We start from the raw sequence: 24,791 nt of genomic DNA on the forward strand, positions 1-24,791 counted from the left end.
GCGACTGCCTGTGTTCTATTGTCCGCAACACTTTTTGTATTTTTTGCCGGAACCACACGGGCAAGGTTCATTTCTGCCTGTCTGCAAATGAACGCCGTCTATATAGTACCAGCGATCCTGCTGGCGAAGGAAGCGTGAGCGCTCTCGCATCACTTCTGTTCGCTGATTGTCGCTTTCAGATATATAACGTGCGGCGAATTCCACATAGCCCTCATCGGGTGTTTTTCCGGGAGACGTTGCCAGTATAGTAAGGCCGAGCCACTGTGAATTCTGGCAGCTTTCCGCGAGGGATTCGCGCCATTTCTCGGGCTGAAGATCGGGATGCCAGGTGGCGATAAGGTAATCGACATCGTGTTTGACATAGGCGGTATAGCGCGATCGCATTAAGATGGCGGGCTCAGCCGCTGTTGCGGCATGCGTGAGGTAGGGTTGACAGCATGCGTTATACTGCAATCCACTGCAACAGGGGCAAGATTCTGACACGACGTCTCCTGAAGAAAATTTAAGATAAAAACTGATAGATAATAAACAGATCACTATGCAGGATGCCGATATGTTACCTAAGAAACTCTACGTGTAGCAATGTGCGCTAAAATGAAGGCAGGTGGATCGATCATGCAGCGGAAAAAAATTGGAATAGCCTTGGGATCTGGGGCAGCGAAAGGATGGGCGCATATTGGTGTATTTAATGCGTTAACAGAAATGGGGATAGAGGTTGATGTTGTGGCTGGTTGTTCTATCGGCGCGCTGGTTGGTGCGGCGTATGCCACAAACAATCTCTCCTCAGTGGATCGCTGGGTCAGGGCGTTTGGCTACTGGGACGTGATTCGACTGATGGATCTCTCCTGGCAGCGCGGCAGTTTGTTGCGTGGCGATCGTGTTTTTAATAGTGTGAAGCATTTGTTACATACAACACAGATTGAAGACTGTGCTATTAAATATGGCGTAGTGACGACCAACCTCAGTACAGGGCGTGAGCTCTGGCTGACCGAAGGTGACTTGCATCAGGCTATGCGGGCGTCTTGCAGTATGCCCGGCCTGCTATCCCCCGTTCGATTTAACGATTACTGGCTGGTGGATGGCGCGGTGGTTAACCCTGTTCCCGTTTCTTTGGCGCGGGCAATGGGAGCCGATATCGTGATCGCAGTTGATCTCCAGCACGACGCTAGCCTTAATCATCAGGATTTGCTGTCGATCAAACCGACGGCGTCAGACATTGATGTGGAGAATGTTCCGCAAGATTGGCGTAGCAAAATTCGGGAACGCTTACTGCGGGGCCGCCGTCAGCAAGCGGAAAGTTCGCCAACGGCGATGGAGATAATGAGTACGTCTATCCAAATTCTGGAAAATCGGTTGAAGATGACGCGGATGGCTGGCGATCCGCCTGATGTGCTGCTGCAACCACATTGTCCCCAGATTGCTACCTTAGATTTTCATCGGGCGCAGGAGGCGATTGAGGCGGGTTATAAAGCGGTGGAAAAGATGCGTGATGAATTGTTGCCGCTAGCGAAAAAGGCATAGTGAAACGCGCTGCATGGAGTTAAAGCACACGCAGTGAAGAAGACAGGGTGTGCCGTCTATTCGGCACACTGGCGCTAAAGCAGGTGTGATTATTCGGTGTTTGAAGTAAGGGGTACTGATGGAACAACCACTAGCGGGTAAGCATATTTTAGTCATTGATGACGAGGCCGTTTTTCGATCTGTGCTCGCTGGTTATCTGACTTCTCTTGGGGCGTCAGTTCAGGAAGCAGTTAATGGATTAGATGCGCTAAGTACTCTTGAACATTACCAACCCGATTTAATGATTTGCGATCTGAATATGCCGACGATGGGAGGAATCGAGTTCCTTGAACGTCTGCGCCTGAAAGACAACGACACGCCAATACTGATCATTTCTGCAACCAGCCAGATGGCGGACATCGCCAAAGTCTTGCGGCTTGGTGTTCAGGATGTGTTGCTGAAGCCGATTCGTGACTATGCACGTTTGCGTGAAGCAGTGATGTCCTGCCTGTATCCTGATATGTTCACCTCACAGCTGAATGAGATGGATCAACTCATGCAGGACATGGATTCCCTGAATCAATCTCCTGAAGCCGTCACCAAACTGCTTGCTCAGCTACAGCCGCCCGTTCAGCAAACGCTTGCTCGTTGCCGTGTTAACTATCGTCAGTTGACGGCAGCGGAACAACCGGCGCTGGTGTTGGATATTGCCGCGCTTTCGGAGACTGAGTTAGCGTTCTATTGCCTTGATGTTACCCAGGGCGTCAATAATAGTGGGACGCTGGCAGCGTTACTGCTTCGAACCTTGTTCAATGGGGTGCTTCAGGAGCATTTGGCCGATCAACAACACCGTTTGCCGTATCTGCCGACGTTATTAAAGCAGGTAAACCAACTGTTGCGGCAGGCGAGCCTGGACGGTCGTTTTCCTTTACTTGTTGGGTATTATCATCAGCAGTTAAAACAGTTGATACTGATTTCCGCCGGGCTAAATGCGACGCTGAACGTTAACGGACAGCAGATAGCGTTGAATAGCGGTGTCCCTTTAGGAACGCTTGAAGGCGCTTATCTCAACCAATTGAATTATCAGTGTGAAGCATGGCAATGCCAGATATGGGGCGGTGGCGGTCGTTTACGACTGATGTTGACGACAGAATAGTCTGATAGCGCGAGATGGTACGGGTTTCAGGTAATACCCCTCTTTCGGTATTATTTTTTATTTCCTACTATGTAGGGAGTTATCTTATTTTTATTGAACGGTAACGTTGGGACAAGCGTGCTCTTGTTAAAGTCGTTATACTCTTGCGGTTATCTTGATTAGATAAATAAAGTTCATTATTTGAACGGTATATAAGAGGCTGTTTATGTCTATTGTGAATAAAAAAGTAAAAAAAGCGGTCATACCGGTTGCTGGATTAGGGACGCGTATGCTGCCTGCCACCAAAGCCATTCCTAAAGAAATGCTGCCGTTGGTAGATAAACCGCTGATCCAATATGTTGTTAATGAGTGTATCGCAGCAGGGATTAATGAAATTATTCTCGTTACACACTCTTCTAAGAATTCTATCGAGAACCATTTCGATACCAGTTTTGAACTGGAAGCCATACTGGAAAAACGCGTTAAACGTCAGCTGTTGGAAGAGATCCAATCCATCTGTCCTAAGCACGTCACCATTATGCAAGTGCGTCAGGGGTTAGCCAAAGGGCTTGGCCATGCCGTATTGTGCGCGCATCCGTTAGTCGGGGATGAGCCTGTCGCGGTTATTCTGCCAGATGTGATTATTGATGAATATGAATCCGATCTGAAGAAAGATAACCTGAGCGAAATGCTGCAGCGCTTCTCTACGACAGGCCATAGCCAGATTATGGTTGAGCCTGTTGAAAATGTAAGTAGCTATGGTGTGGTTGATTGCAAAGGCGTGGAATTAAAAGCAGGGGATAGCGTACCAATGGTGGGCGTGGTTGAAAAACCTAAGGCTTCCGAAGCTCCTTCTAATTTAGCCGTCGTTGGTCGTTATGTACTCTCTGCGGATATTTGGTCTCTGCTGGAGAAAACACCGCCAGGCGCAGGTAATGAAATTCAGTTAACCGATGCCATCGCAATGTTGATGGAAAAAGAAACAGTAGAAGCGTATCACCTGAAAGGTGTGAGCCATGACTGTGGTAATAAATTAGGCTATATGCAGGCATTCGTTGAATATGGTTTACGCCATGATGGTTTAGGCCAGGAATTTGCGCAGTGGTTGCAGGAAACGATTGAAGCCGAAGAAAAATAACAAAATGTAATGATTGCTCTCTGTTTACAAAAAACAGAGAGCAGCCAAAAATGGCGACATATCTGTTTTTCTTTGCAATATGCGTTACCAAAGAAAAACCCCCGATAGTTATCGGGGGTTTTTTCGTATTCAGTACTTATAAACGATTACAGCAGGAAATCGTCTAAAGATTTGCCTTGCTCTTCGATCGCTTTCTTGATTACTGCCGGTGTACGACCCTGGCCAGTCCAGGTTTTAAGTTCGCCGTTTTCGTCAGTGTATTGATATTTTGCTGGACGGGCAGCGCGCTTGCTTTTACCTGCAACCTTAACTGAACCTAAAGACTGCAATAATTCGTTAGGATCAATACCGTCTGCAATCAGCATATCGCGATATTGCTGCAATTTACGCGCACGTTCTTCAACTTCAGCCTGAACCTGGCTATCTTCTTCGCGGCGTTCATTAACCACGACTTCCAGTTTTTCCAGCATTTCTTCCAAAGTATCCAGGGTACATTCTCTTGCCTGGGCACGCAGAGTACGGATGTTGTTAAGAATCTTTAGTGCTTCGCTCATTGTGATAATCTCAAATAATATTATTGGTGGCGTGTAGTGTGATAATAGAGTGCTATTTTCCTTTCTGCAATAGTCAAATTTGTAAGTTTGTTAAAAAACATCATTTTTAAAACAGAACTCACATCGTATGTTACATAAATATAAATACTTTCCTGTTATCAAAAAAATACATTTGGTATGCCGTTTTTCTCCCTCAAACGGCAGAGAATGACTTATTGATGCCGCACCGTTGTTATAAGGAACGTTTATATCCTTTATCATAACAGACCGTTGCTGGCGGGCGTATGGACAAAAATGTGGCCGAGGAATAGCCCATTGCGCAGCGTGAAGACGAGTTGTTACAATAAGTGTTTACGACACGAAGATCATATAGCCTGCCTTTTGGAGTAACCGAGTGGCCCAACTTTATTTTTATTATTCTGCAATGAATGCAGGGAAATCGACGGCGCTATTGCAGTCATCATATAACTATCAGGAGCGCGGGATGCGCACGCTGGTGTTCACTGCAGAAATAGATAATCGGCATGGCGTGGGGATCGTAAGTTCACGGATCGGCCTTTCTTCCCCAGCATTATTGTTTAATCCGCAGACATCCTTATTTGGATTGCTGGAGAAAGAGCACCGTGCTCAGCCTGTCGATTGTGTATTAATTGATGAATGTCAATTTTTAACCCGTGAGCAGGTAAGTGAGCTTTCCGATGTCGTGGACCAATTAGATATCCCGGTATTGTGCTACGGGTTGCGGACTGATTTTCGTGGCGACTTGTTTTCCGGGAGTCACTATTTATTAGCGTGGGCAGATAAGCTGATCGAGTTAAAAACGGTCTGCCATTGCGGCCGTAAAGCCAACTGCGTATTGCGGTTAGATGCACAAGGTAATGCTGTCCACGAAGGGGAGCAGGTCGTTATTGGCGGCAATGAGAGCTATGTTTCCGTGTGCCGCAAGCATTATAAAATTGCGCTGGGATTAACCCGTAAAGAAAGCGAGTAAGTCGGTTAAATATCCGGCAGGCGGGGCGATTAATAAACGGCGTATTGATGCGTGTCTATGCTGAGTACGAGTAATAAAAATGCCCAACCTTAAAGAGGTTGGGCATCATTGAGAGATAAACCGCCTTTAGGCTAAGGCGGTGACAGCCAGAACGTTAATGTGCAGCTTTCTTGCTGGTTTTAGCAGCCTTGGCTACAGGCTCAACCGCTTCCGTTTTTTCTTCTTCAGAGAACTTACGACCATAGTATGTATCCAGCAGAATCTGTTTCAGTTCGGAAATCAGCGGGTAACGCGGGTTAGCGCCGGTACACTGATCGTCGAACGCATCTTCTGACAGCTTATCGACCTTAGCCAGGAAATCGGCTTCCTGTACGCCCGCTTCACGAATAGACGTTGGAATCCCCAGTTCGGTCTTCATTTCTTCCAGCCAGTTCAGCAATTTCTCGATTTTCTGCGCGGTACGATCGCTTGGTGCGGTCAAACGCAAGTGGTCGGCTATTTCCGCGTAGCGACGGCGAGCCTGCGGACGGTCATACTGGCTGAACGTCGTCTGCTTGGTCGGGTTGTCGTTCGCGTTATAGCGAATTACGTTTGAGATCAGCAGGGCGTTAGCCAGGCCGTGCGGAATATGGAATTCTGAACCCAGCTTATGCGCCATGGAGTGACAGACGCCGAGGAAGGCGTTGGCAAATGCGATACCTGCAATTGTCGCGGCGTTATGCACACGCTCACGGGCAACCGGGTTTTTCGCGCCGTCACGGTAGCTGTCTGGCAAGTTTTCCTTCAGGAGTTTCAGCGCTTGTAACGCCTGTCCATCTGAATATTCGTTTGCTAGCACAGAAACATAGGCTTCCAGTGAGTGGGTTACGGCATCAAGCCCGCCAAACGCACACAGCGATTTCGGCATATTCATGACCAAATTGGCATCAACAATTGCCATATCTGGCGTCAGCGCGTAGTCCGCCAACGGATATTTCTGCCCGGTGGCATCGTCGGTCACTACGGCAAACGGTGTGACTTCAGAACCGGTACCGGATGTAGTGGTGATCGCCACCATTTTGGCTTTGACGCCCATTTTCGGGAACTTGTAGATACGTTTACGGATATCCATAAAGCGCAGCGCCAGCTCTTCGAAGTGTGTCGTAGGATGCTCATACATCACCCACATGATCTTCGCGGCATCCATCGGAGAGCCGCCGCCCAGCGCAATAATCACATCCGGTTTGAAGGAATGCATTTGTTCCGCGCCTTTACGCACGATGCTCAGCGTTGGGTCAGCTTCAACTTCGAAGAACACTTCGGTCTCCAGTCCGTGCTGTTTCAGTACAGACGTCACCTGATCGACATAGCCGTTGTTGAACAGGAAGCGGTCGGTCACGATAAATGCACGTTTTGCACCATCGGAGGCGACTTCTTCAAGGGCGATAGGCAGTGAACCACGACGGAAATAAATGGATTTAGGAAGTTTATGCCACAACATATTCTCTGCTCGCTTGGCTACCGTTTTCTTGTTGATCAAGTGCTTCGGACCGACGTTTTCGGAGATGGAGTTTCCGCCCCAAGAGCCACAGCCCAGCGTCAGAGACGGAGCGAGTTTGAAGTTGTAGAGATCGCCGATCCCCCCCTGAGAAGCCGGGGTGTTAATCAGGATTCGCGCCGTTTTCATCATATTGCCGAAATGATTCACGCGTTCTGGCTGATTGTCCTGATCGGTATACAGGCAGGATGTGTGACCGATGCCACCCATTGCGACCAGTTTTTCCGCTTTAATGACGGCGTCATTGAAGTCTTTCGCACGGTACATCGCCAGCGTTGGAGACAGTTTTTCATGGGCAAACGGTTCGGATTCATCGACGGCCGTCACTTCACCGATCAGCACTTTGGTGTTTGCAGGGACGGTGATCCCTGCCATTTCTGCGATCTTCGGCGCAGGCTGACCCACAATATCGGCGTTCAGCGAACCGTTTTTCAGCAGAATACCCTGTACGGCATGCAGTTCTTTGCCTTTCAGCATGTAGCCGCCGTGGGTGGCAAAACGTTCACGTACAGCATCATAGACGCTGTCTACCACGATGACTGACTGTTCTGACGCACAAATTACACCGTTATCGAAGGTTTTCGACATCAGAATAGACGCCACGGCACGCTTGATATCCGCGGTTTCGTCAACGACAACAGGCGTGTTACCGGCACCTACGCCAATTGCTGGTTTACCGGAGCTGTATGCGGCTTTCACCATACCCGGGCCGCCAGTCGCCAGAATCAGGTTGATATCGGGGTGGTGCATAAGCTGGTTGGACAGCTCGACAGAAGGCTGATCGATCCAGCCGATGATGTCTTTCGGCGCGCCTGCTGCAATGGCTGCTTGCAGAACAATATCGGCAGCTTTATTGGTCGCATTTTTTGCACGCGGATGAGGAGAGAAGATAATCCCGTTACGGGTCTTCAGGCTGATCAACGCTTTAAAAATCGCGGTAGACGTGGGGTTAGTGGTGGGCACAATACCGCAAATCAGGCCAATCGGCTCGGCAATCGTAATGGTACCGAAAGTGTCATCAGTAGAGAGGATGCCGCAGGTTTTTTCATCCTGGTAGGCGTTATAAATGTACTCGGAGGCGAAGTGGTTTTTGATGACTTTGTCTTCCACGATCCCCATGCCAGATTCGGCAACCGCCATTTTTGCCAGCGGGATACGGGCATCTGATGCAGCGAGTGCGGCAGCGCGGAAGATTTTGTCCACTTGTTCCTGAGTGTAAGTGGCAAATTCCTGCTGTGCCTTTTTCACTCTTTCGACCAATGCGTTAAGTTCAGCAACGTTGGTTACGGCCATAATGCTCTCCTGATAAATGTTAAACTCTTTCAGTCAATTGTTCGCCGGATAGAACAGTATAGATAAACGAGCGGGGTACGTTTCCGTTACTGGGCTATTCTTTTCTGCCTATTTCGCATTAATTGACTCAAAGAGCTTGTCAGCCGCCGTTGTGGCGTGATTGTTGCTTTTTAAAATACTGTAACCGCCGATATCGTAATTTTTTGAAATATTGTTTTGAAATTACGTAAAAATTAAGAAGATATGCGTGTCTGTTACGGTATGAGTTGAGCATACCTATTTGTGGGTGCCTTTTTTGTGATCAATATCGAATTTTCTTTAAGCTGACACCATTCAGCAGATTGGTGTTGATAACGACTATCATTAACAGGACAAGATCAGTGGCTTTCTACTCAAAAGGGATTGTAAGGGATGGGGCGGGCACTAGAGCGGAACATTGTTAGGGGGACATTCCGGACACGACATTGTGCACATCATGGGAATGACCTGTTCGTATAAAACGTATTCGTATAAACGATGCTTATATCTTAATCGGGTTAGTTATTTTACGCGCACCCTACCGTAAGGGAATCGCGTGCTACTGTCGTGCAAGATGAGTAACGAAGTTGTTAAAATAATAACATTCCGGTCAGATAATGACGCGGACAGGTAAGCATGCATCATCATTTTTGTGCTGTGAAAATGATAAAACCCACTACGATGTTTTTTTGTTCAAAATCTATAAATTGCTGAATATTTAAAAAATATCTGCAAATAAATAGAAAAAACATTGTTTATCATAGGGTTAATGATTGAGTCGAATGATTGAAATAAAACGTTTACCGAGCTATAGTAAAGAAAATTAAGCAACATCAATGTAAAAATATTGGCGAATGTGTCTGCTTTTGATAGCTTCGAGTGTCGACCTGCTATTCGTTATTCACCCATAAATTAATTTTATGATTTATTTGGATAATGGGCGATCTTTTCTGCTCTATGTGACGGCGATTTTTACGCGTAGAGTCCGGTATGGCGTTGTATCAAGACAGGGGCGTTTATAAAGTGAAAACTCGCAAAACAAAACGATGCTTTGTTACCAGTATGATTGCCGCAGCAGTGATGGCGTCATGCGTGAATGTTCAGGCTGCTACTGTACCTGCCGGTGTTGAGCTGGCGAAAGAGCAGGTTCTGGTGAGAAACAATGGCGCTGAGGTGTCATCACTGGATCCGCATAAAATAGAAGGTGTGCCGGAATCCAACGTCGCGCGCGATCTATATGAAGGGTTGGTGATTTCCGATCCGGATGGACACCCGATTCCTGGCGTGGCTGAGCGTTGGGAAAGCAGCGATTTTAAAGTCTGGACATTCCATTTACGCAAAGACGCCAAATGGTCGAATGGCGAACCGGTTACCGCACAAGATTTCGTTTATAGCTGGCAGCGTCTGGCCGATCCGAAAACCGTTTCTCCTTATGCTAGCTATTTGCAATATGGTCATCTGCTGAATATTGATGACATTATCGCCAGCAAAAAATCTCCCGATACACTGGGCGTAAAAGCACTCGACGACCATACGCTGGAAGTGACATTAAGCGAGCCGATCCCTTACTTTTATAAATTACTGAATCACTCATCTCTGTCTCCGGTAAATAAAGCGGCGGTAGAGAAGTTTGGTGATAAATGGACCCAGCCGGAAAATTGGGTAGGGAATGGCGCCTACCGCCTGAAATCCTGGGTCGTGAATGAGCGGCTTGTGCTGGAGCGTAATACCCAATATTGGGATAACGCCAAGACCGTGATTAATCAGGTCACCTATCTGCCGATTGCTTCTGAAGTGACAGATGTTAACCGTTACCGTGCGGGTGAAATTGATGTCACCAATAATAAGTTGCCCATTGAGCTATTTCAGAAGCTAAAAAAAGAAATCCCACAAGAAGTTAACATCAATCCCTACCTCTGCACGTATTATTACGAAATCAATAATCAGAAACCGCCATTTAACGATGTTCGGGTACGTACGGCTCTGCGCATGGGGCTTGATCAAGACATATTGACCAACAAAGTGAAAAATCAGGGCGATATTCCTGCCTATGGTTATATTCCTCCGTTTACGGACGGCTTGAAAGCGCATACGCCAGAGTGGTTTACCTGGCCACAGGCGAAACGTAATGAAGAAGCGAAAAAACTGTTGGCGGAAGCGGGCTATACCGCAGAGAAACCGCTGACGTTTAATTTGCTCTATAACTCGTCAGATTTGCATAAAAAAATGGCGATTGCGGCGGCATCGATCTGGAAACAGAATCTGGGCGTTGACGCGAAGTTGGAAAACCAGGAATGGAAAACTTATCTCAGCACGCGTCATCAAGGCAATTATGACGTTGCGCGTGCCGGATGGTGTGCGGACTATAACGAACCGACATCGTTCCTGAATAGCATGCTGTCAGACAGTAGTAACAACACGGCGCATTATAAGAGCGCGGCGTTCGACAAGCTGATGGAGCAGGCGGTTCAGGCGAAAACGGACGATGAACGTGCGCAAGTTTATCAGCAGGCAGAATCGCAGTTGGATAAAGATGCGGCGATTGTACCGGTCTATTATTACGCGAACGCTAGACTGATAAAACCTTATGTCGGTGGTATTACTGGCAAGGATCCGTTGGATAATCTACGGGTGAAGGATCTCTATATCATTAAGCATTAATCCGCTGTTGTTTACGGTTTGATGCAAATGAAGTGAGCAAGCAGTGATTAATTTGGTGTTTAATCTCTGGTTACCCATTCCTGCCATGTGGGAATGGGTCGTGAGTCGAATCGATTAATCGTTTTCTCACAGTGCTCTAATTCAGGAATCGTGCTGGGATAACTAACACGACAACATTACAGGAGAAAATAATGACACACATCACAACTAAAAAAAGAGTAGCTGCCGCTATTATCGCGGCATTAAGTAGCACGATGGCTGTTTCTGCCTTTGCCGCGACCGTTCCCGCAGGCGTTCAGTTAGCAGAAAAACAGGAATTGGTTCGTAACAACGGTGCTGAAGTATCCTCTCTTGACCCGCATAAAATCGAAGGCGTGCCGGAATCCAACGTGTCGCGCGACCTGCTGGAAGGGTTGGTGATTTCCGACGTTAACGGCAAAACCAGTCCCGGCGTAGCAGAAAGCTGGGATAACAAAGATTTTAAAGTGTGGACATTCCACCTGCGTAAAGATGCCAAATGGTCCAACGGTGAGCCGGTTACCGCACACGATTTCGTCTATAGCTGGCAGCGTCTGGCCGATCCAAAGACGGCATCGCCTTACGCCAGCTATCTGCAATATGGTCATCTGCTGAATATCGATGACATCATCGCCGGCAAAAAATCTCCAGATACGCTGGGCGTAAAAGCGATCGACGATCATACCTTTGAGGTGACGCTCTCCGAAGCGGTGCCTTACTTCTATAAGCTGCCTGTTTACGTTGCGATGTCCCCAATCAATAAAGCCGTCGTTGAAAAATTCGGTGAAAAATGGACGCAGCCGCAAAACTGGGTCGGCAATGGTGCTTACAAGCTGAAAAGCTGGGTCGTAAACGAAAAAATGGTGCTGGAGCGTAACCCGCAATATTGGGACAACGCCCATACCGTGATTAACCAAGTGACGTATTTGCCGATCGCGTCTGAAGTGACGGACGTTAACCGCTACCGCAGCGGTGAAATTGACATGACGTACAACAACCTGCCGATCGAACTCTTCCAAAAGCTGAAGAAAGAAATCCCGGATGAAGTGAAGGTTAACCCGTACCTGTGTACCTACTACTACGAAGTTAACAACCAGAAGCCGCCGTTTAACGACGTACGAGTCCGTACCGCGCTGCGTCTGGGTCTGAGCCAGGATATTCTGACCAACAAGGTGAAGAATCAGGGCGACATTCCTGCCTATGGTTTTGTTCCTCCGTATATCGATGGCCTGAAAGCGTCAGTACCGGAGTGGTTCACCTGGCCACAGGCGAAACGTAATGAAGAAGCGAAAAAACTGTTGGCAGAAGCGGGCTATACCGCCGACAAACCGCTGACGTTGAACCTGCTGTACAACACCTCCGATCTGCATAAAAAGATGGCGATTGCCGCGGCTTCTATTTGGAAACAGAATATCGGTGTGGACGTTAAGCTGGAAAACCAGGAATGGAAAACCTTCCTCAGCACCCGTCATCAGGGAACCTATGATGTTGCACGTGCCGGATGGTGTGCGGACTATAACGAACCTTCAACCTTCCTGAACAGCATGCTGTCCGACAGCAGCAGTAACACCTCACACTATAAGAGCAAAGAGTTTGATGCACTGGTGGCGAAATCCTTGCAGGTGAAAACCGATGAGGAGCGCGCTGCGGTTTACCAGCAGGCGGAGTCGCAGCTGGATAAAGACGCTGTCACCATACCGGTCTATTACTATGCGAATACCCGACTGGTGAAACCTTATGTTGGTGGATTAACGGGCAACGATCCGCAGGATAATGTTTACGTGAAAGATCTTTATATCATCAAGCACTAATAATAATGGCTGGCGCACGCTGTTGTGCTGCCAGCCTTTTATAGGTACGAGCAATGTTAAAATTTATTCTTCGCCGCTGTTTAGAGGCGATTCCGACACTATTTATCCTGATCACCATCTCGTTTTTCATGATGCGATTGGCACCCGGTAGCCCTTTTACCGGTGAGCGTAACTTACCGCCGGAAGTGATGGCGAATATTGAAGCCAAATACCATCTGAACGATCCTATCATGACGCAGTACGGTAACTACTTGCTGCAATTGGTGCAGGGTGATTTCGGCCCTTCCTTTAAATACAAAGACTATTCCGTGAACGATCTGGTCGCGACGTCTTTCCCGGTTTCTGCAAAACTGGGGGCTGCTGCATTTATTCTGGCGGTTATTTTTGGTGTGAGTGCTGGTGTGATCGCCGCGCTGAATCAGAATACGAAATGGGACTATACCGTGATGGGCTTTGCCATGACGGGGGTGGTGATACCCAGCTTTGTTGTCGCGCCGTTACTGGTGCTGATTTTTGCCATTACGCTGCGGTGGCTGCCCGGTGGTGGCTGGAACGGCGGGGCACCCAAATATATGATTTTACCGATGGTGGCGCTGTCGTTGTCTTATATCGCCAGCATCGCGCGTATTACTCGGGGATCGATGATCGAGGTTTTACACTCTAACTTTATCCGCACCGCGCGCGCCAAAGGGCTGCCGATGCGCCGCATCGTTCTGCGCCATGCGTTAAAGCCAGCGTTGCTGCCTGTGCTTTCCTATATGGGGCCGGCGTTTGTGGGGATTATTACCGGTTCGATGGTGATTGAAACCATTTTTGGTTTACCCGGCATTGGGCAACTGTTTGTGAACGGCGCACTGAACCGTGACTATTCACTGGTACTGAGTCTGACGATTCTGGTCGGCGGCTTAACTATTTTATTTAATGCGATCATTGACGTGCTCTACGCTGTTATCGATCCGAAAATTCGCTATTAATTGGGGGCGTTATGTTTTGGAATCGAAAAAACGTTGAAGCGTTAGAGAACTTCACCGAGCAGGCTGAGATTGAAGGGCGCAGTTTGTGGCAGGATGCGCGTCTGCGCTTTATCCACAACCGTGCGGCGCTGGCCAGTCTGTTTGTTTTAGCTGTGATTACCGTGTTCGTGATTTTCGCCCCGATGTTATCTGCATTTGACTACGCGGATACCGACTGGGGAATGATGTCAGCCGCGCCGGATATGACATCTGGCCACTACTTTGGTACGGATTCCTCCGGTCGTGATCTGCTGGTACGTGTTGCCATCGGTGGACGTGTGTCGCTGATGGTTGGCGTAGCCGCGGCGCTGGTTGCCGTAATCGTCGGAACGCTGTATGGCGCGATGTCAGGTTATCTGGGCGGGAAAGTGGATTCGGTGATGATGCGTCTGCTGGAAATCCTCAACTCATTCCCGTTCATGTTCTTCGTTATTCTGCTGGTGACGTTCTTCGGGCAGAACATGCTGTTGATCTTCGTGGCTATCGGTATGGTGTCCTGGCTGGATATGGCGCGTATCGTGCGCGGCCAGACGCTGAGCCTGAAACGTAAAGAGTTCATTGAAGCGGCGATGGTTTCCGGTGTCTCCACGCGCGGTATCGTATTACGCCACGTTGTGCCTAACGTGCTGGGTGTGGTGGTCGTTTACGCCTCTCTGCTGGTGCCAAGTATGATCCTGTTCGAGTCCTTCCTGAGCTTCCTGGGTCTGGGAACGCAGGAACCGTTAAGCAGCTGGGGGGCCTTGCTGAATGATGGTGCGAACTCAATGGAAGTGTCGCCGTGGTTACTGTTCTATCCGGCGGCGTTTTTGGTTGTCACGCTGTTTTGTTTTAACTTTATCGGCGATGGCCTGCGTGATGCCCTCGACCCGAAAGATCGCTGAGGAATATCAACATGAGCAAAATTGAGTTAACTGGCGCGCACGACGCGCTGCTACATGTTCAGGATCTCCGGGTAACGTTCAAAACGCAGGACGGTGATGTGACGGCGGTTAACGACCTGAACTTCACGCTCAATGCCGGTGAAACGCTGGGGATTGTTGGGGAATCTGGCTCCGGTAAATCACAAACCGCGTTTGCGTTGATGGGGCTACTCGCGCGTAATGGTCGTATTGGCGGCTCGGCGCGTTTTCGTGGCAAAGAGATTCTCAATTTGCCGGAAAGCCAACTGAATAAGCTGCGTGCTGAAGAAATCAGTATGATTTTCCAGGACCCGATGACCTCGCTGAACCCGTATATGCGCGTCGGCGAACAGCTGATGGAAGTGCTGATGTTGCACAAACGCCTGAGCAAAAGCGAAGCGTTTGAAGAGTCGGTCAAAATGCTGGATGCGGTCAAAATGCCGGAAGCGCGCAAGCGCATGAAGATGTATCCGCATGAGTTTTCCGGCGGGATGCGTCAGCGCGTGATGATCGCAATGGCGCTGCTGTGCCGTCCGAAGCTGCTGATTGCCGATGAACCGACCACGGCATTGGATGTAACGGTTCAGGCGCAGATTATGACGCTGCTGAACGAGCTGAAGCGCGAGTTTAATACCGCCATCATCATGATTACCCATGATCTGGGCGTGGTCGCCGGTATTTGTGACAAAGTGCTGGTGATGTATGCCGGGCGCACGATGGAATACGGTGTTGCACGCGATGTCTTTTATCACCCGAGCCACCCGTATTCCGTCGGCCTGCTTAATGCTGTGCCACGTCTGGATGCGGAAGATGAAGTGCTGGCAACCATTCCGGGTAATCCGCCTAACTTATTACGCTTGCCGAAAGGGTGTCCGTTCCAACCCCGCTGCCCGTATGCGATGGATGTCTGCCATAGCGCACCGGCGCTGGAATCTTTTGGTGATGGCCGCTTGCGCGCCTGCTTTAGAGCGATTGAGGAGGTGGTATGAACAACGCGGACGAAAAAAAGGTGTTGTTAGAAGTGGACGATCTGAAAGTCCACTTTGACGTCAGAGATGATAAGCAGTGGTTCTGGCAGCCGCCGAAAAAACTGAAAGCGGTCGATGGTGTGACGCTGCGTTTATATGAAGGCGAAACGCTGGGCGTGGTGGGCGAGTCTGGCTGCGGCAAGTCTACGCTGGCGCGTGCCATTATCGGTCTGGTAAAAGCGACCGACGGACGCGTCACCTGGCTGGGGAAAGACCTGCTGGGCATGAGCGCCGATGAGTGGCGCGCCGCGCGTAGTGACATTCAGATGATATTCCAGGATCCGCTGGCATCGCTGAACCCGCGTATGACGATCGGCGAGATTATTGCTGAGCCGTTAAAGGTTTATCATCCAGAACTGGATCGACAGACGGTAAAGGATCGTGTGAAAGCGATGATGCTGAAGGTTGGGCTGCTGCCAAACCTGATCAACCGCTATCCGCATGAATTCTCTGGCGGGCAGTGTCAGCGTATCGGCATCGCACGCGCGCTGATTCTGGAGCCGAAGCTGATTATTTGTGATGAACCGGTTTCCGCACTGGACGTGTCGATTCAGGCACAGGTGGTTAACCTGCTGCGTCAGTTGCAGCGTGAAATGCGCCTGTCGCTGATTTTTATCGCCCATGACTTATCGGTTGTGAAGCACATTTCCGATCGCGTGCTGGTGATGTATCTGGGTCATGCGGTAGAGCTGGGAACGTACGATCAGGTCTATCAAAACCCGCAGCACCCGTATACGCGTGCGCTGATGTCTGCTGTGCCGATTCCCGATCCCGATCAGGAACGAAACAAGCAGATACAGCTGCTGGAAGGGGATTTACCGTCACCGATTAATCCGCCATCGGGCTGTGTGTTCTGCACCCGCTGTCCGATTGTCGGCCCTGAGTGTTCGAAAACCCGACCATTGCTGGAAGGGAGCTTTACGCACGCGGTTTCGTGTTTGAAGGTCGATCCGCAGGCATTGTTACCGGCGCAGGAAGCAGAAGTTCAGTAACCCGTTTATCGGTGACTGATGTAAAAAAGGCGTCTCCTGCGGGAGACGCCTTGCATTGCTGACAATGTACGTTGAGCGTTGATAATGGATAGATCGTAAAGACGCTGTGAATACATCCTTGTACGCTCGAGCCGCGTAGATATGAATCTCATCCCTGAGATTCACCCTTGCAGGGCCGTCGCAAGCGACGTTCAAAGGCGTTCCTGACGCCTTTGTCCCTGTCGCGGACGCTTTACTCTTCTATTCCATTATCACCGTTTTCGTTTCGTAAATAGAATTACCCGAGTTTTCAGACGCTTTGCATTGAGGCGAAACGAATTATTCTTTCCACAAAATGTGGCAAAGTTTGTGATCTTTTTCCCGGCAAATCAGCACGCGGGCAAAAATATCGGTAATTTCTTCACCTTCATTCTCGGCCAGCCCAATAACGACTTCGGCAAAAAAGTCAGGGTTCAGGTCGAAATCAACGTGCTCGGCCCAGTCTTCCGCAGGGTCGAACAACTCTGCGCCGCCGCGCTCTTCGAATTGCAGGTTGAACAGCAGAATATCTGCCGGATCGAGATTATCAGCCGCGAGTTCTAAAAAGATATCGTAGGCCTGTTCCAATGCTTCGTCTTCGGTCAGGCGATTATTCAAATCCATAACGTAATTCCTGTTAATTCCCAATAGCCTTATTAGAACACGGGAAAACGCGTATTTATAGCAGGGGGCTGAAAAAGTAGAACAGCCGCTCGACGATGCGTTGCCAGTAAGGGCGATTTTGCCACTGCGTGGCGTTTAACAGACGTGAGCGGGCGATATAGTCTTCCTGTACGCAGGCTAAATCGCTGCCGAATCCGGCATCGTCAATCACCAGCGTGATTTCAAAATTCAGCCACAGGCTGCGCATATCCAGATTCACCGTACCGACCAGGCTGAGCTGTCCATCAACCAGTACGCTTTTGGTGTGCAGCAGTCCGTCCTTGAATTGATAAATTTTTACGCCAGCGGCCAGCAGCTCTGTGAAGAATGCACGGCTGGCCCAGCCGACCAATACCGAGTCGTTTTTGTGTGGAACAATAATGCTGACATCGACCCCACGCTGTGCGGCGGTGCAGATGGCGTGCAACAGGTCGTCGCTGGGCACGAAGTAGGGGGTTGTCATGATCAACTGCTTACGCGCCGAATAGACGGACGTCAGCAGCGCCTGATGAATCATCTCTTCTGGGTAACCGGGGCCGGAAGCAATAACCTGAATGGTGTGGCCGCTCTCCTGTTCGAACGGCATAACGTTAACATCCGGCGGCGGTGGAAGCAGACGCTTGCCCGTCTCCATTTCCCAGTCGCAGCAGTAAATAATCCCCAGCGTAGTTGCCACAGGGCCTTCAATACGCGCCATCAGATCGATCCATTGCCCGACGCCAGCATCTTGTTTGAAGAAGCGGGGATCGACCATATTCATGCTGCCGGTATAGGCGATACGGTTGTCGATCAGGATAATTTTACGGTGCTGCCGCAAATCCATGCGGCGCAGGAACGCACGGAATAGATTCACTTTCAGGGCTTCAACCACTTCAATCCCGGCGGTGCGCATCAGCTCGGGATGATGCTGACGGAAAAATTGTACGCTGCCGGCAGAGTCCAGCAGAATGCGGCAGTGCACCCCGCGTCGTGCCGCGGCGATAAGGGAAGAAGAGACTTGATCAACTAGGCCGCCGGGTTGCCAAATGTAGAACACCATTTCGATGTTGCTGCGTGCGAGTTCAATATCACGCAATAGCGCTTTAATAGTGTCATCAAACGTGGTCATCAACTGCAACTGATTGCCTTTAACGCCACCAACGCCTTGTCGTCTTTCACACAGCTGAAATAACGCGCTGGCGACTTCACTGTTTTCCGTTGCGAAAATACGGCGATATTCTTTTAATTCGCGTAGCCATTTTGCCGTTGATGGCCACATTTTGCTGGCGCGTTCGGCTCGGCGTTTGCCGAGATGGAGCTCGCCAAACGAAAGATAAGCGACAATACCGACAAGTGGCAGAATATAAATCACCAGCAGCCAGGCCATCGCAGAAGGCACCGCCCGACGTTTCATCAGAATACGCAAGGTCACACCAGCGATCAGCAACCAATAGCTAAAAACCAGTAACCAACTTATTACGGTATAAAATGTCGACATAAAAGCAGCACAGTTCCCTTCTGCAAAGAATTAACAAAGTGTACGCATAGATTTATAAAAGGGGAAATGCCTTTCCTCTGAATATCCCCGTCATACTTCAAGCTGCATGTACGTTGGCTGCGTTCAGTCACCCGAATCACTTACTTATGTAAGCTCATCGGGATTCCCTCTCTTGCCGCCTTCACGCAACTCGAATTATTTAGGGGATAAACGTTATATAAGAAGAGAATGGCGGAGAGCGTGATTCACTGATTGTCGTCACGCAGTCGGGGGGTATAATGCCCAGCGCGAGTGGATTAACAAGAGTCGCATAATGAAACGCAGTCGGAATGAAGTGGGTCGCTGGCGGATGCTACGTCAGGTCCAGCGTAGAAGAAGTCGCTGGTTGGAGGCTCAATCACGTACGTATCGTCATATTCGCTCTGCCCGTTATCTGCAACAAAAGCAGCAACGACGAGCATTGCTCTATGCGGTAACCTACGACTGGTAAGCCAGTGAGGAAAATAGCGACCCGAGGTATGGTCGCTATTTTTTTAGCTTATTCCCTTATCGGCTCATCCCATAGCCGGAATGCGCGGTGTCATTTCTCTCTGATCAATCATCAGATTAACCTCAGACTCTGTTGAGGGCAGGATGAACAGCGATACCGAGGTATTTAAGCGTTCCGTTTGCTCCAGCAGTGAGGCGAAAGTGTGTGCGGAGGCTTCAACCTGTCCCGCATTTTCTCTGACGGTATCGTTCAGCGTGCTAAGTCGGGCGGTGACTTCATGAATGCTTTCGTTCTGCTGATGCGATATTTCCGAGATTTCGCTCAGAAACGTGCCCGTGCCTTTCGCCGTCTGAATGATATTCTGCAGGCTGTCATTCAGTTTGTTCACCAGTCGTGTTCCGGCGGTTACGCTGTTGTCTGAATCACGAATCAGCACATTAATATTTTGTGCAGAATGGCTGCTTTGCGAAGCCAATGTACCGACTTCCCGCGCGACAACCGCAAAGCCTCGTCCCATCGTCCCGGCTCGTGCGGCTTCAATTGCGGCATTCAACGACAAAATGTGCGTCTGAAACGCCACGTTCTCTATCATCCCAATGGCTTCTGTCATCTCACGCGTTCTGCCTGCAATGTCTGACATCGCCACCTTGACGTCATTCATCATCGTCTCACCCTGTGCGGCAATCTTGCTGGTATCTTCCGCGTGCAAATTAGCCTGTTGAGTATGCTGGGTATTTTGTTCCAGATGCTGACTAAGCTGAATAATATGTTCTGTGGTGACTTTGAGCTCGTGGGATTGGCGGTTCGCCTGTTCGGAAAGCCGGTGGTTATCTGTCGCGACCCGATCAACCTGCGTCACCATGTGGTCAACGCCCTGACGAACCTGATTGACCAAGGTCACCAGACCTTCCTGCATTTGGATAACGCTGGTATTGAGCTGTTCAACTTCGCGTGTACCGCGTGTCTTTGTACTGACCGAATGCGAAAGGTCACCCGCGGCGATCAGTTTTAAATGAGCGATGATGTGCGTCAGCGGACGAATAATGATCCGACTCACGCCAATCCACACGGCGATGGCGATAACCAGCAAGAGGCCTAGAACCGTAATGAAAATTGTTTTTGCGTTATCGAGAGAGGATAAAAATTGTTGGCCATGCTGTTTTTGTAGCGCATCGGTATCTTGCAAATAGTGTGAATACTTCTGGGTAAAATCACTTTGATAGGCCTGTACCGGGACGGCAAAGAAAATATCGATCTGATTAGTGGTTTTTATTCCCTCAGCTAGCTCGACGAGCCCGGAATAAAGCTGGCTGTAGCTCTTTTTCAAATCCACAAAAGCCGTCGTGTCTGCTTCAGGTGTCGTAGTTGTTTCCAGTTGCTGGTAATGCGCTTGTGCCTGTTTGAGAGACACTTCGGCCTCATCCATCAGGCTGTGCCAGCTACCTTCAGATCCAGTTTCTTTGTCTACCAACAAATAAATGCCCGCGCGGTTGAGCTTGTCGCTGGCATTCATCACTTCCATCCGCGCCTTATCCATCAACGCTTGCTGCTGGCGGAGGCCCTCGTTAGCGGAAATATCCTGCCGAACCTGAGTCATTGTTTGAGAAATGACACCGACGGAAACCAATTGCAGTAAAGAAAATAACCCAATGATCAATAACAATCCGGAGAGAATACTGAGGCGATGACGGCGGCGGATAGTAGCAACTCCGTTTCGCAAAATCGCAGGCATTAACATGATTGCTGACCCTCTGTAAATGAATAGCGGTCAAACTATCACTGTTAAATGACTAAAATATTTCAGCTTTTGACGGGGAGGTAAAGGGCCATGATTTTCTGGTGCAACCATGACCTGTATCAATTGAACCCTTAAAACACTTTCTTGAATGGCTTCACGCTGACGTGTTTATAGACGCCTGCCGTGATGTAAGGGTCGGCGTTGGCCCATGCCGTTGCCTCATCCAGCGATGTGAATTCGGCGATAATCACGGAACCGCTAAAGCCAGCCTGACCGGGATCGTCGCTGTCGATCGCAGGTAACGGGCCTGCAGTAATCAGTCGGCCCTGATCGCGTAATGCCTGTAAACGGGCAAGATGATCCGGCCGGACCGACAGGCGTTTTGCTAATGAATCAACATTATCTTCAGCATAAATGACGTAGAGCATAGCGACCTCACTGGTGGGAAGGTACCCTTTTTCGTTTTGGGGCCGGGGTTGAGACCCAGCGGTCAAACGCTATCGGGTAAGAGAAACGTGTTTCTACCATCATACGTGATGTTGTTTGAAGACAATAGTGCGAGGACAATAGGTTGATTTGTCAGAGTAATCCCCCCACGACTTCGGTTTTTTTAACAATTCCACGGGTTGTTATTGAATATGATTGCTATTTGCATTTAAACTTGGGCGGCGTAAGAGGATAAAGACAGACTATGCCGCAAAAAAAGTTTTTTTTGACCCGCCGTTACTCATGGCCATTCATACTTTCAGTCGGTTTTCACGGTTCACTGATTGCAGGCTTGCTGTACGCATCATTTAATAATTCAATCGAATTACCGCAGGAATCTAAGCCCATCAGCGTTGTGATGGTGAACCCGGCGGCCTATGAAGCGGCACCTGCTGCTAAATCTGCCCCGGAGCCAGAGCCGGTTAAGCAGCCAGAACCTGAGCCGGAACCCATACCAGAACCGGAGCCATTGCCGCAGCCGGTTCCTATGCCATTACCTGAACCAAAGCCCAAGCCGAAACCTAAACCGGAACCTAAGCCGGTGAAGAAGGTCGAGCAACCGAAGCCGGTTAAACGTGAACCGACCGTTGAAAAACAGCCGCCTTCGCCGTTTACCAGCGAAGAGCCAACGCGCAATGTGACTAATGCTCCGGTGAAGCAGGCACCTGCGCCCGCAGCAAGCACGCAGTCAAGTGGACCGCGTCCGTTGAGCCGTGCGCAGCCTCAGTATCCGGCGCGCGCGTTTTCCCTGCGCGTTGAAGGGCGGGTAAAAATGCAGTTTGATGTGGATGACTCCGGACGTGTTGACAACGTGCGCGTGCTTTCTGCTGAGCCACGTAATATGTTCGAGCGCGATATCAAACAGGCCATGCGTAAATGGCGTTATGAGGCCGGTAAGCCAGGCAAAGATTTGGTTGTGACCATCGTCTTTAAAATTGACGGTGGGGCGGCAGTTGAATAATTCACGCTGATATGAAAAAGAAACGGGGCGCCATCTTTGCAGATGACGCCCCGTTTTCGTTATGCCTTTATATCCGGTAACAACACATCAATTAACAAATTAAGTGCTTACGCTACCCGATATCACTCGCTTGGCGTGAAGTTGCTCTTACCTGCGGGTAGTTCACGCGGATGACCTTCTTCATCTACGGCAACGTAGGTGAATAACGCTTCGGTAGCCCGATAGCGCTGACCAATCGGCTCAGAAGAGACTTTCTTTACCCATACTTCAACGTTGACGTTTATAGAGCTACGGCCAGTGCGTAAACAACGGGCATAGCAGCAAACTACATCGCCGACGGCGACAGGTTTTAAGAACGACATCCCATCAACCCGTACGGTAACGACACGTCCCTCGGCAATTTCTTTCGCCAAAATCGCGCCGCCGATGTCCATTTGCGACATCAGCCAGCCGCCAAAAATATCTCCGTTCGCATTGGTATCGGCTGGCATTGCCAGCGTGCGGAGAACCAGTTCGCCCTGTGGTAACACGTTTTGTGTGCTCATTGTGTCTATCTCGCTTTGGCTATTGCTGTTGCTCGCTTTTTTCTTCTTCTGACTTTTCCTGATCGTTAGGCAAGTGACGATAGATATAAACGCCACAAATCAGCGTAAACAGCAGCGTCACACCGGTCAGACCAAAGACTTTGAAATTAACCCAAACGTTTTGCGGTAACCAGAAAGCAATATAGATGTTAACCAGTCCACACACCAGAAAGAACATAGCCCAGGCAAAATTCAGTTTCCCCCAGACGGGCTGCGGCAAGGTTAATTCTTTACCCAGCATTTTCTGAATCAGGGTCTGTTTCATCACAAACTGGCTAACCAGCAGGGCAATGGCGAACAAGGCGTAGATGATGGTGACTTTCCACTTGATAAACAGATCGTTATGGAACACCAGCGTAAGCGAACCGAAAACGACGACCATTGCAAAGGTGACCAGCGTCATTTTCTCTATTTTACGATACATCACCCAGGTGACCACGAGTGACAACGCCGTTGCCGCAATCAGTGCACCCGATGCGATATAGATGTCATAAAGTTTATAGGCCGCAAAAAAAACGACCAACGGTATAAAATCAAGAAGTTGCTTCATTATGTCAATCCATCACTCAACAGTGTCGTAATCATAACCCGCGAGAGTTATCCGATAGCTCGTGCCATTATCCTTTATTGTGGAACACCATTCCCGAGATATTGTAATAATTTGCAGAAAATTACGATTGGGTAGATAGCGAAGGAGATCTGGCGGAACTTATGCCACCAAAGCGGTGGCATAAGCAAAGGGCGGTAATTAAGCGCGCAGCAGCATATAAAGGCGGAACAGATAAATGAGCAGGATTGCGGAGATCAGGTTGCCCAAGCCGTTCAGAACCACGCCGAGCACAGTCGGTGAGGAAATCGGTAACTTCGACACAATCAGCAAAATAGCGATTTTAGCCAGTAGCCACATCACGATGGCAGGCGCGGTTGCACGCAGGTTACCGTAAGCCAGTTTGGTACTCACTTTAATGGCATTGAAAATCCCGCTTTTTTCCGTGACCACAATCACGGGGGACAAACTCAGCGCAATAGCGAGCAGCACGCCAGGAATGACCAGAAGCATCATGCCAAGCTGGATGAGCAGGGTGCACAGCAGGATCAGGATAAGCAGACGCAGTAAAAAAGGTGCAGAGGCGCCAATTGCTCGCAGTGCACTGGTGCGATGTCCGTCAGAAACCAGCTGGATCAGCATCAGAACCCCGCCTGTCAGCAGCGCATTGCCCACTAACGCAGCAAAGGTGCCTGCTGCCGACATTTTCAGTAACACGGTTTGTTGTTCCGGTGTCATCTGCTGAATCATATCCATCAAGCCAGCTTCGACAGAAGATGACAGATCGCTGCTGGAACTGCTCAGAATCCGTAACTCGTCTCCAGAAGGCGATAGTGCATGATTCAGTATGACAGTAATGAATGCCGTCAACAGTGACATCATTAAGATGCTGATGAACTGGTTGCGGGTGAAATTCATTGTGTCACGGTACAACGTGTTAGCCGTGATAGGCATGCAGGCTCCTTGAAAAAGATAAATCGACAGAGAGAACTTAACTCCCAATTGTAACCTGTTAATTCGCGCTGTGGCACCCCGTCAACGATGCAATGCTGCTTTTCCCTTCACTAATAAATAAGCATGACTTGGTTACCAAGAGTGGTTTTCCTTGCCAGCGGCGGCGTATTTTATGCGTTGCTGCCATTCTTGATCTGGATCAATTCCATGAATTTTAATCAGTTAGTGATAAATGATTCAGTTCAATTTGGGCGTAAAATCTTTAAAAGATGTGATCTGGCTTAA

22 protein-coding genes are annotated in these 24,791 nt (G+C 49.3%); 12 read left to right on the top strand and 10 right to left on the bottom strand.

The window, feature by feature from the left end:
* Positions 1-15: 15 nt before the first annotated feature.
* Positions 16-483: a YchJ family protein gene (locus BUB06_RS01455; protein ID WP_072013013.1), complete on the bottom strand. Its 468-nt coding sequence runs from the start codon at positions 481-483 to the stop codon at positions 16-18.
* 132 nt (positions 484-615) lie between these two features.
* Between BUB06_RS01455 and rssA the strand changes: the two genes are divergently transcribed.
* From rssA to galU, 3 genes are all read left to right on the top strand, one after another.
* The gene (gene rssA / locus BUB06_RS01460) at positions 616-1,521 is read left to right on the top strand and encodes a patatin-like phospholipase RssA (RefSeq protein WP_010295233.1); all 906 of its coding nucleotides are present in this window, start codon (positions 616-618) and stop codon (positions 1,519-1,521) included.
* 118 nt (positions 1,522-1,639) lie between these two features.
* The gene (gene rssB / locus BUB06_RS01465; RefSeq protein WP_010295232.1) at positions 1,640-2,656 is read left to right on the top strand and encodes a two-component system response regulator RssB; all 1,017 of its coding nucleotides are present in this window, start codon (positions 1,640-1,642) and stop codon (positions 2,654-2,656) included.
* 205 nt (positions 2,657-2,861) lie between these two features.
* Complete coding sequence (galU, locus tag BUB06_RS01470) at positions 2,862-3,773, top strand: UTP--glucose-1-phosphate uridylyltransferase GalU (RefSeq protein WP_039473018.1); 912 nt, start codon at positions 2,862-2,864, stop codon at positions 3,771-3,773.
* A 146-nt stretch (positions 3,774-3,919) separates the two neighbouring features.
* On the opposite strand, the gene hns is transcribed toward galU, so the two are convergent.
* Positions 3,920-4,327: a histone-like nucleoid-structuring protein H-NS gene (gene hns, locus BUB06_RS01475; protein ID WP_010275331.1), complete on the bottom strand. Its 408-nt coding sequence runs from the start codon at positions 4,325-4,327 to the stop codon at positions 3,920-3,922.
* A 394-nt stretch (positions 4,328-4,721) separates the two neighbouring features.
* On the opposite strand from hns, the gene BUB06_RS01480 reads away from it, so the two are divergent.
* Entirely contained in the window at positions 4,722-5,318 is a 597-nt protein-coding gene (locus BUB06_RS01480) for a thymidine kinase (protein ID WP_015840216.1), read from the top strand.
* A gap of 154 nt (positions 5,319-5,472) precedes the next feature.
* On the opposite strand, the gene adhE is transcribed toward BUB06_RS01480, so the two are convergent.
* Entirely contained in the window at positions 5,473-8,148 is a 2,676-nt protein-coding gene (gene adhE / locus BUB06_RS01485; RefSeq protein WP_010295224.1) for a bifunctional acetaldehyde-CoA/alcohol dehydrogenase, read from the bottom strand.
* A gap of 1,008 nt (positions 8,149-9,156) precedes the next feature.
* Here adhE and oppA (BUB06_RS01490) point away from each other — a divergent pair.
* The 6 genes from oppA (BUB06_RS01490) (at position 9,157) to oppF (ending at position 16,588) form a co-directional block, all read left to right on the top strand.
* Positions 9,157-10,827, top strand: a complete 1,671-nt coding sequence (gene oppA / locus BUB06_RS01490; protein WP_048329297.1) for an oligopeptide ABC transporter substrate-binding protein OppA — start codon at positions 9,157-9,159, stop codon at positions 10,825-10,827.
* 191 nt (positions 10,828-11,018) lie between these two features.
* Entirely contained in the window at positions 11,019-12,656 is a 1,638-nt protein-coding gene (gene oppA, locus BUB06_RS01495) for an oligopeptide ABC transporter substrate-binding protein OppA (RefSeq protein ID WP_039473021.1), read from the top strand.
* A 53-nt stretch (positions 12,657-12,709) separates the two neighbouring features.
* The gene (gene oppB, locus BUB06_RS01500) at positions 12,710-13,630 is read left to right on the top strand and encodes an oligopeptide ABC transporter permease OppB (protein ID WP_010295220.1); all 921 of its coding nucleotides are present in this window, start codon (positions 12,710-12,712) and stop codon (positions 13,628-13,630) included.
* 11 nt (positions 13,631-13,641) lie between these two features.
* Complete coding sequence (gene oppC, locus BUB06_RS01505) at positions 13,642-14,550, top strand: oligopeptide ABC transporter permease OppC (protein ID WP_010295218.1); 909 nt, start codon at positions 13,642-13,644, stop codon at positions 14,548-14,550.
* An 11-nt stretch (positions 14,551-14,561) separates the two neighbouring features.
* Complete coding sequence (gene oppD / locus BUB06_RS01510; protein ID WP_010295217.1) at positions 14,562-15,557, top strand: ABC transporter ATP-binding protein; 996 nt, start codon at positions 14,562-14,564, stop codon at positions 15,555-15,557.
* A complete protein-coding gene (oppF, locus tag BUB06_RS01515; protein ID WP_039473023.1) occupies positions 15,554-16,588 on the top strand; it encodes a murein tripeptide/oligopeptide ABC transporter ATP binding protein OppF in 1,035 nt (344 codons plus the stop codon). Before oppD ends, oppF begins: the two co-directional genes overlap by 4 nt.
* Positions 16,589-16,906: 318 nt before the next feature.
* On the opposite strand, the gene BUB06_RS01520 is transcribed toward oppF, so the two are convergent.
* Both BUB06_RS01520 and cls read right to left on the bottom strand, forming a co-directional pair.
* The gene (locus BUB06_RS01520; RefSeq protein WP_010295213.1) at positions 16,907-17,230 is read right to left on the bottom strand and encodes an HI1450 family dsDNA-mimic protein; all 324 of its coding nucleotides are present in this window, start codon (positions 17,228-17,230) and stop codon (positions 16,907-16,909) included.
* A 55-nt stretch (positions 17,231-17,285) separates the two neighbouring features.
* The gene (gene cls / locus BUB06_RS01525; RefSeq protein WP_010295211.1) at positions 17,286-18,746 is read right to left on the bottom strand and encodes a cardiolipin synthase; all 1,461 of its coding nucleotides are present in this window, start codon (positions 18,744-18,746) and stop codon (positions 17,286-17,288) included.
* 313 nt (positions 18,747-19,059) lie between these two features.
* Here cls and BUB06_RS21850 point away from each other — a divergent pair, with 313 nt between their 5' ends.
* Positions 19,060-19,236 carry a YciY family protein gene (locus tag BUB06_RS21850; protein WP_085996914.1) on the top strand — a complete coding sequence of 59 codons (177 nt, stop codon included), beginning with the start codon at positions 19,060-19,062 and terminating at the stop codon, positions 19,234-19,236.
* A 64-nt stretch (positions 19,237-19,300) separates the two neighbouring features.
* Here the strand turns inward: BUB06_RS21850 and BUB06_RS01530 are convergent, their stop codons facing one another.
* Together BUB06_RS01530 and BUB06_RS01535 are read right to left on the bottom strand one after the other, a co-directional pair.
* Complete coding sequence (locus BUB06_RS01530) at positions 19,301-20,974, bottom strand: Tar ligand binding domain-containing protein (protein WP_039473025.1); 1,674 nt, start codon at positions 20,972-20,974, stop codon at positions 19,301-19,303.
* Positions 20,975-21,105: 131 nt separating this feature from the next.
* Positions 21,106-21,402 carry a YciI family protein gene (locus tag BUB06_RS01535; protein WP_010295206.1) on the bottom strand — a complete coding sequence of 99 codons (297 nt, stop codon included), beginning with the start codon at positions 21,400-21,402 and terminating at the stop codon, positions 21,106-21,108.
* A gap of 263 nt (positions 21,403-21,665) precedes the next feature.
* Here BUB06_RS01535 and tonB point away from each other — a divergent pair, with 263 nt between their 5' ends.
* Positions 21,666-22,421: a TonB system transport protein TonB gene (gene tonB, locus BUB06_RS01540; protein WP_010295204.1), complete on the top strand. Its 756-nt coding sequence runs from the start codon at positions 21,666-21,668 to the stop codon at positions 22,419-22,421.
* A gap of 122 nt (positions 22,422-22,543) precedes the next feature.
* Here the strand turns inward: tonB and yciA are convergent, their stop codons facing one another.
* From yciA to BUB06_RS01555, 3 genes are all read right to left on the bottom strand, one after another.
* A complete protein-coding gene (gene yciA / locus BUB06_RS01545) occupies positions 22,544-22,966 on the bottom strand; it encodes an acyl-CoA thioester hydrolase YciA (protein ID WP_010275288.1) in 423 nt (140 codons plus the stop codon).
* A 19-nt stretch (positions 22,967-22,985) separates the two neighbouring features.
* Positions 22,986-23,555, bottom strand: a complete 570-nt coding sequence (locus BUB06_RS01550; RefSeq protein WP_010295202.1) for a septation protein A — start codon at positions 23,553-23,555, stop codon at positions 22,986-22,988.
* A 198-nt stretch (positions 23,556-23,753) separates the two neighbouring features.
* Positions 23,754-24,506, bottom strand: a complete 753-nt coding sequence (locus BUB06_RS01555) for a YciC family protein (RefSeq protein WP_039473027.1) — start codon at positions 24,504-24,506, stop codon at positions 23,754-23,756.
* Positions 24,507-24,791 lie beyond the last annotated feature (285 nt).

The sequence above is a fragment of the Pectobacterium carotovorum genome, assembly GCF_900129615.1.
Classification (GTDB): domain Bacteria; phylum Pseudomonadota; class Gammaproteobacteria; order Enterobacterales; family Enterobacteriaceae; genus Pectobacterium; species Pectobacterium carotovorum.

Bases quoted from the DNA above. Each gene is read 5' to 3' on its own strand.
- rssA (WP_010295233.1), top strand. From the start codon at position 616: ATGCAGCGGAAAAAAATTGGAATAGCCTTGGGATCTGGGGCAGCGAAA.
- rssB (WP_010295232.1), top strand. From the start codon at position 1,640: ATGGAACAACCACTAGCGGGTAAGCATATTTTAGTCATTGATGACGAG.
- galU (WP_039473018.1), top strand. From the start codon at position 2,862: ATGTCTATTGTGAATAAAAAAGTAAAAAAAGCGGTCATACCGGTTGCT.
- hns (WP_010275331.1), bottom strand. From the start codon at position 4,327: ATGAGCGAAGCACTAAAGATTCTTAACAACATCCGTACTCTGCGTGCC.
- adhE (WP_010295224.1), bottom strand. From the start codon at position 8,148: ATGGCCGTAACCAACGTTGCTGAACTTAACGCATTGGTCGAAAGAGTG.
- oppA (WP_048329297.1), top strand. From the start codon at position 9,157: ATGGCGTTGTATCAAGACAGGGGCGTTTATAAAGTGAAAACTCGCAAA.
- oppA (WP_039473021.1), top strand. From the start codon at position 11,019: ATGACACACATCACAACTAAAAAAAGAGTAGCTGCCGCTATTATCGCG.
- oppB (WP_010295220.1), top strand. From the start codon at position 12,710: ATGTTAAAATTTATTCTTCGCCGCTGTTTAGAGGCGATTCCGACACTA.
- oppC (WP_010295218.1), top strand. From the start codon at position 13,642: ATGTTTTGGAATCGAAAAAACGTTGAAGCGTTAGAGAACTTCACCGAG.
- oppD (WP_010295217.1), top strand. From the start codon at position 14,562: ATGAGCAAAATTGAGTTAACTGGCGCGCACGACGCGCTGCTACATGTT.
- oppF (WP_039473023.1), top strand. From the start codon at position 15,554: ATGAACAACGCGGACGAAAAAAAGGTGTTGTTAGAAGTGGACGATCTG.
- BUB06_RS01520 (WP_010295213.1), bottom strand. From the start codon at position 17,230: ATGGATTTGAATAATCGCCTGACCGAAGACGAAGCATTGGAACAGGCC.
- cls (WP_010295211.1), bottom strand. From the start codon at position 18,746: ATGTCGACATTTTATACCGTAATAAGTTGGTTACTGGTTTTTAGCTAT.
- BUB06_RS21850 (WP_085996914.1), top strand. From the start codon at position 19,060: ATGAAACGCAGTCGGAATGAAGTGGGTCGCTGGCGGATGCTACGTCAG.
- BUB06_RS01530 (WP_039473025.1), bottom strand. From the start codon at position 20,974: ATGTTAATGCCTGCGATTTTGCGAAACGGAGTTGCTACTATCCGCCGC.
- BUB06_RS01535 (WP_010295206.1), bottom strand. From the start codon at position 21,402: ATGCTCTACGTCATTTATGCTGAAGATAATGTTGATTCATTAGCAAAA.
- tonB (WP_010295204.1), top strand. From the start codon at position 21,666: ATGCCGCAAAAAAAGTTTTTTTTGACCCGCCGTTACTCATGGCCATTC.
- yciA (WP_010275288.1), bottom strand. From the start codon at position 22,966: ATGAGCACACAAAACGTGTTACCACAGGGCGAACTGGTTCTCCGCACG.
- BUB06_RS01550 (WP_010295202.1), bottom strand. From the start codon at position 23,555: ATGAAGCAACTTCTTGATTTTATACCGTTGGTCGTTTTTTTTGCGGCC.
- BUB06_RS01555 (WP_039473027.1), bottom strand. From the start codon at position 24,506: ATGCCTATCACGGCTAACACGTTGTACCGTGACACAATGAATTTCACC.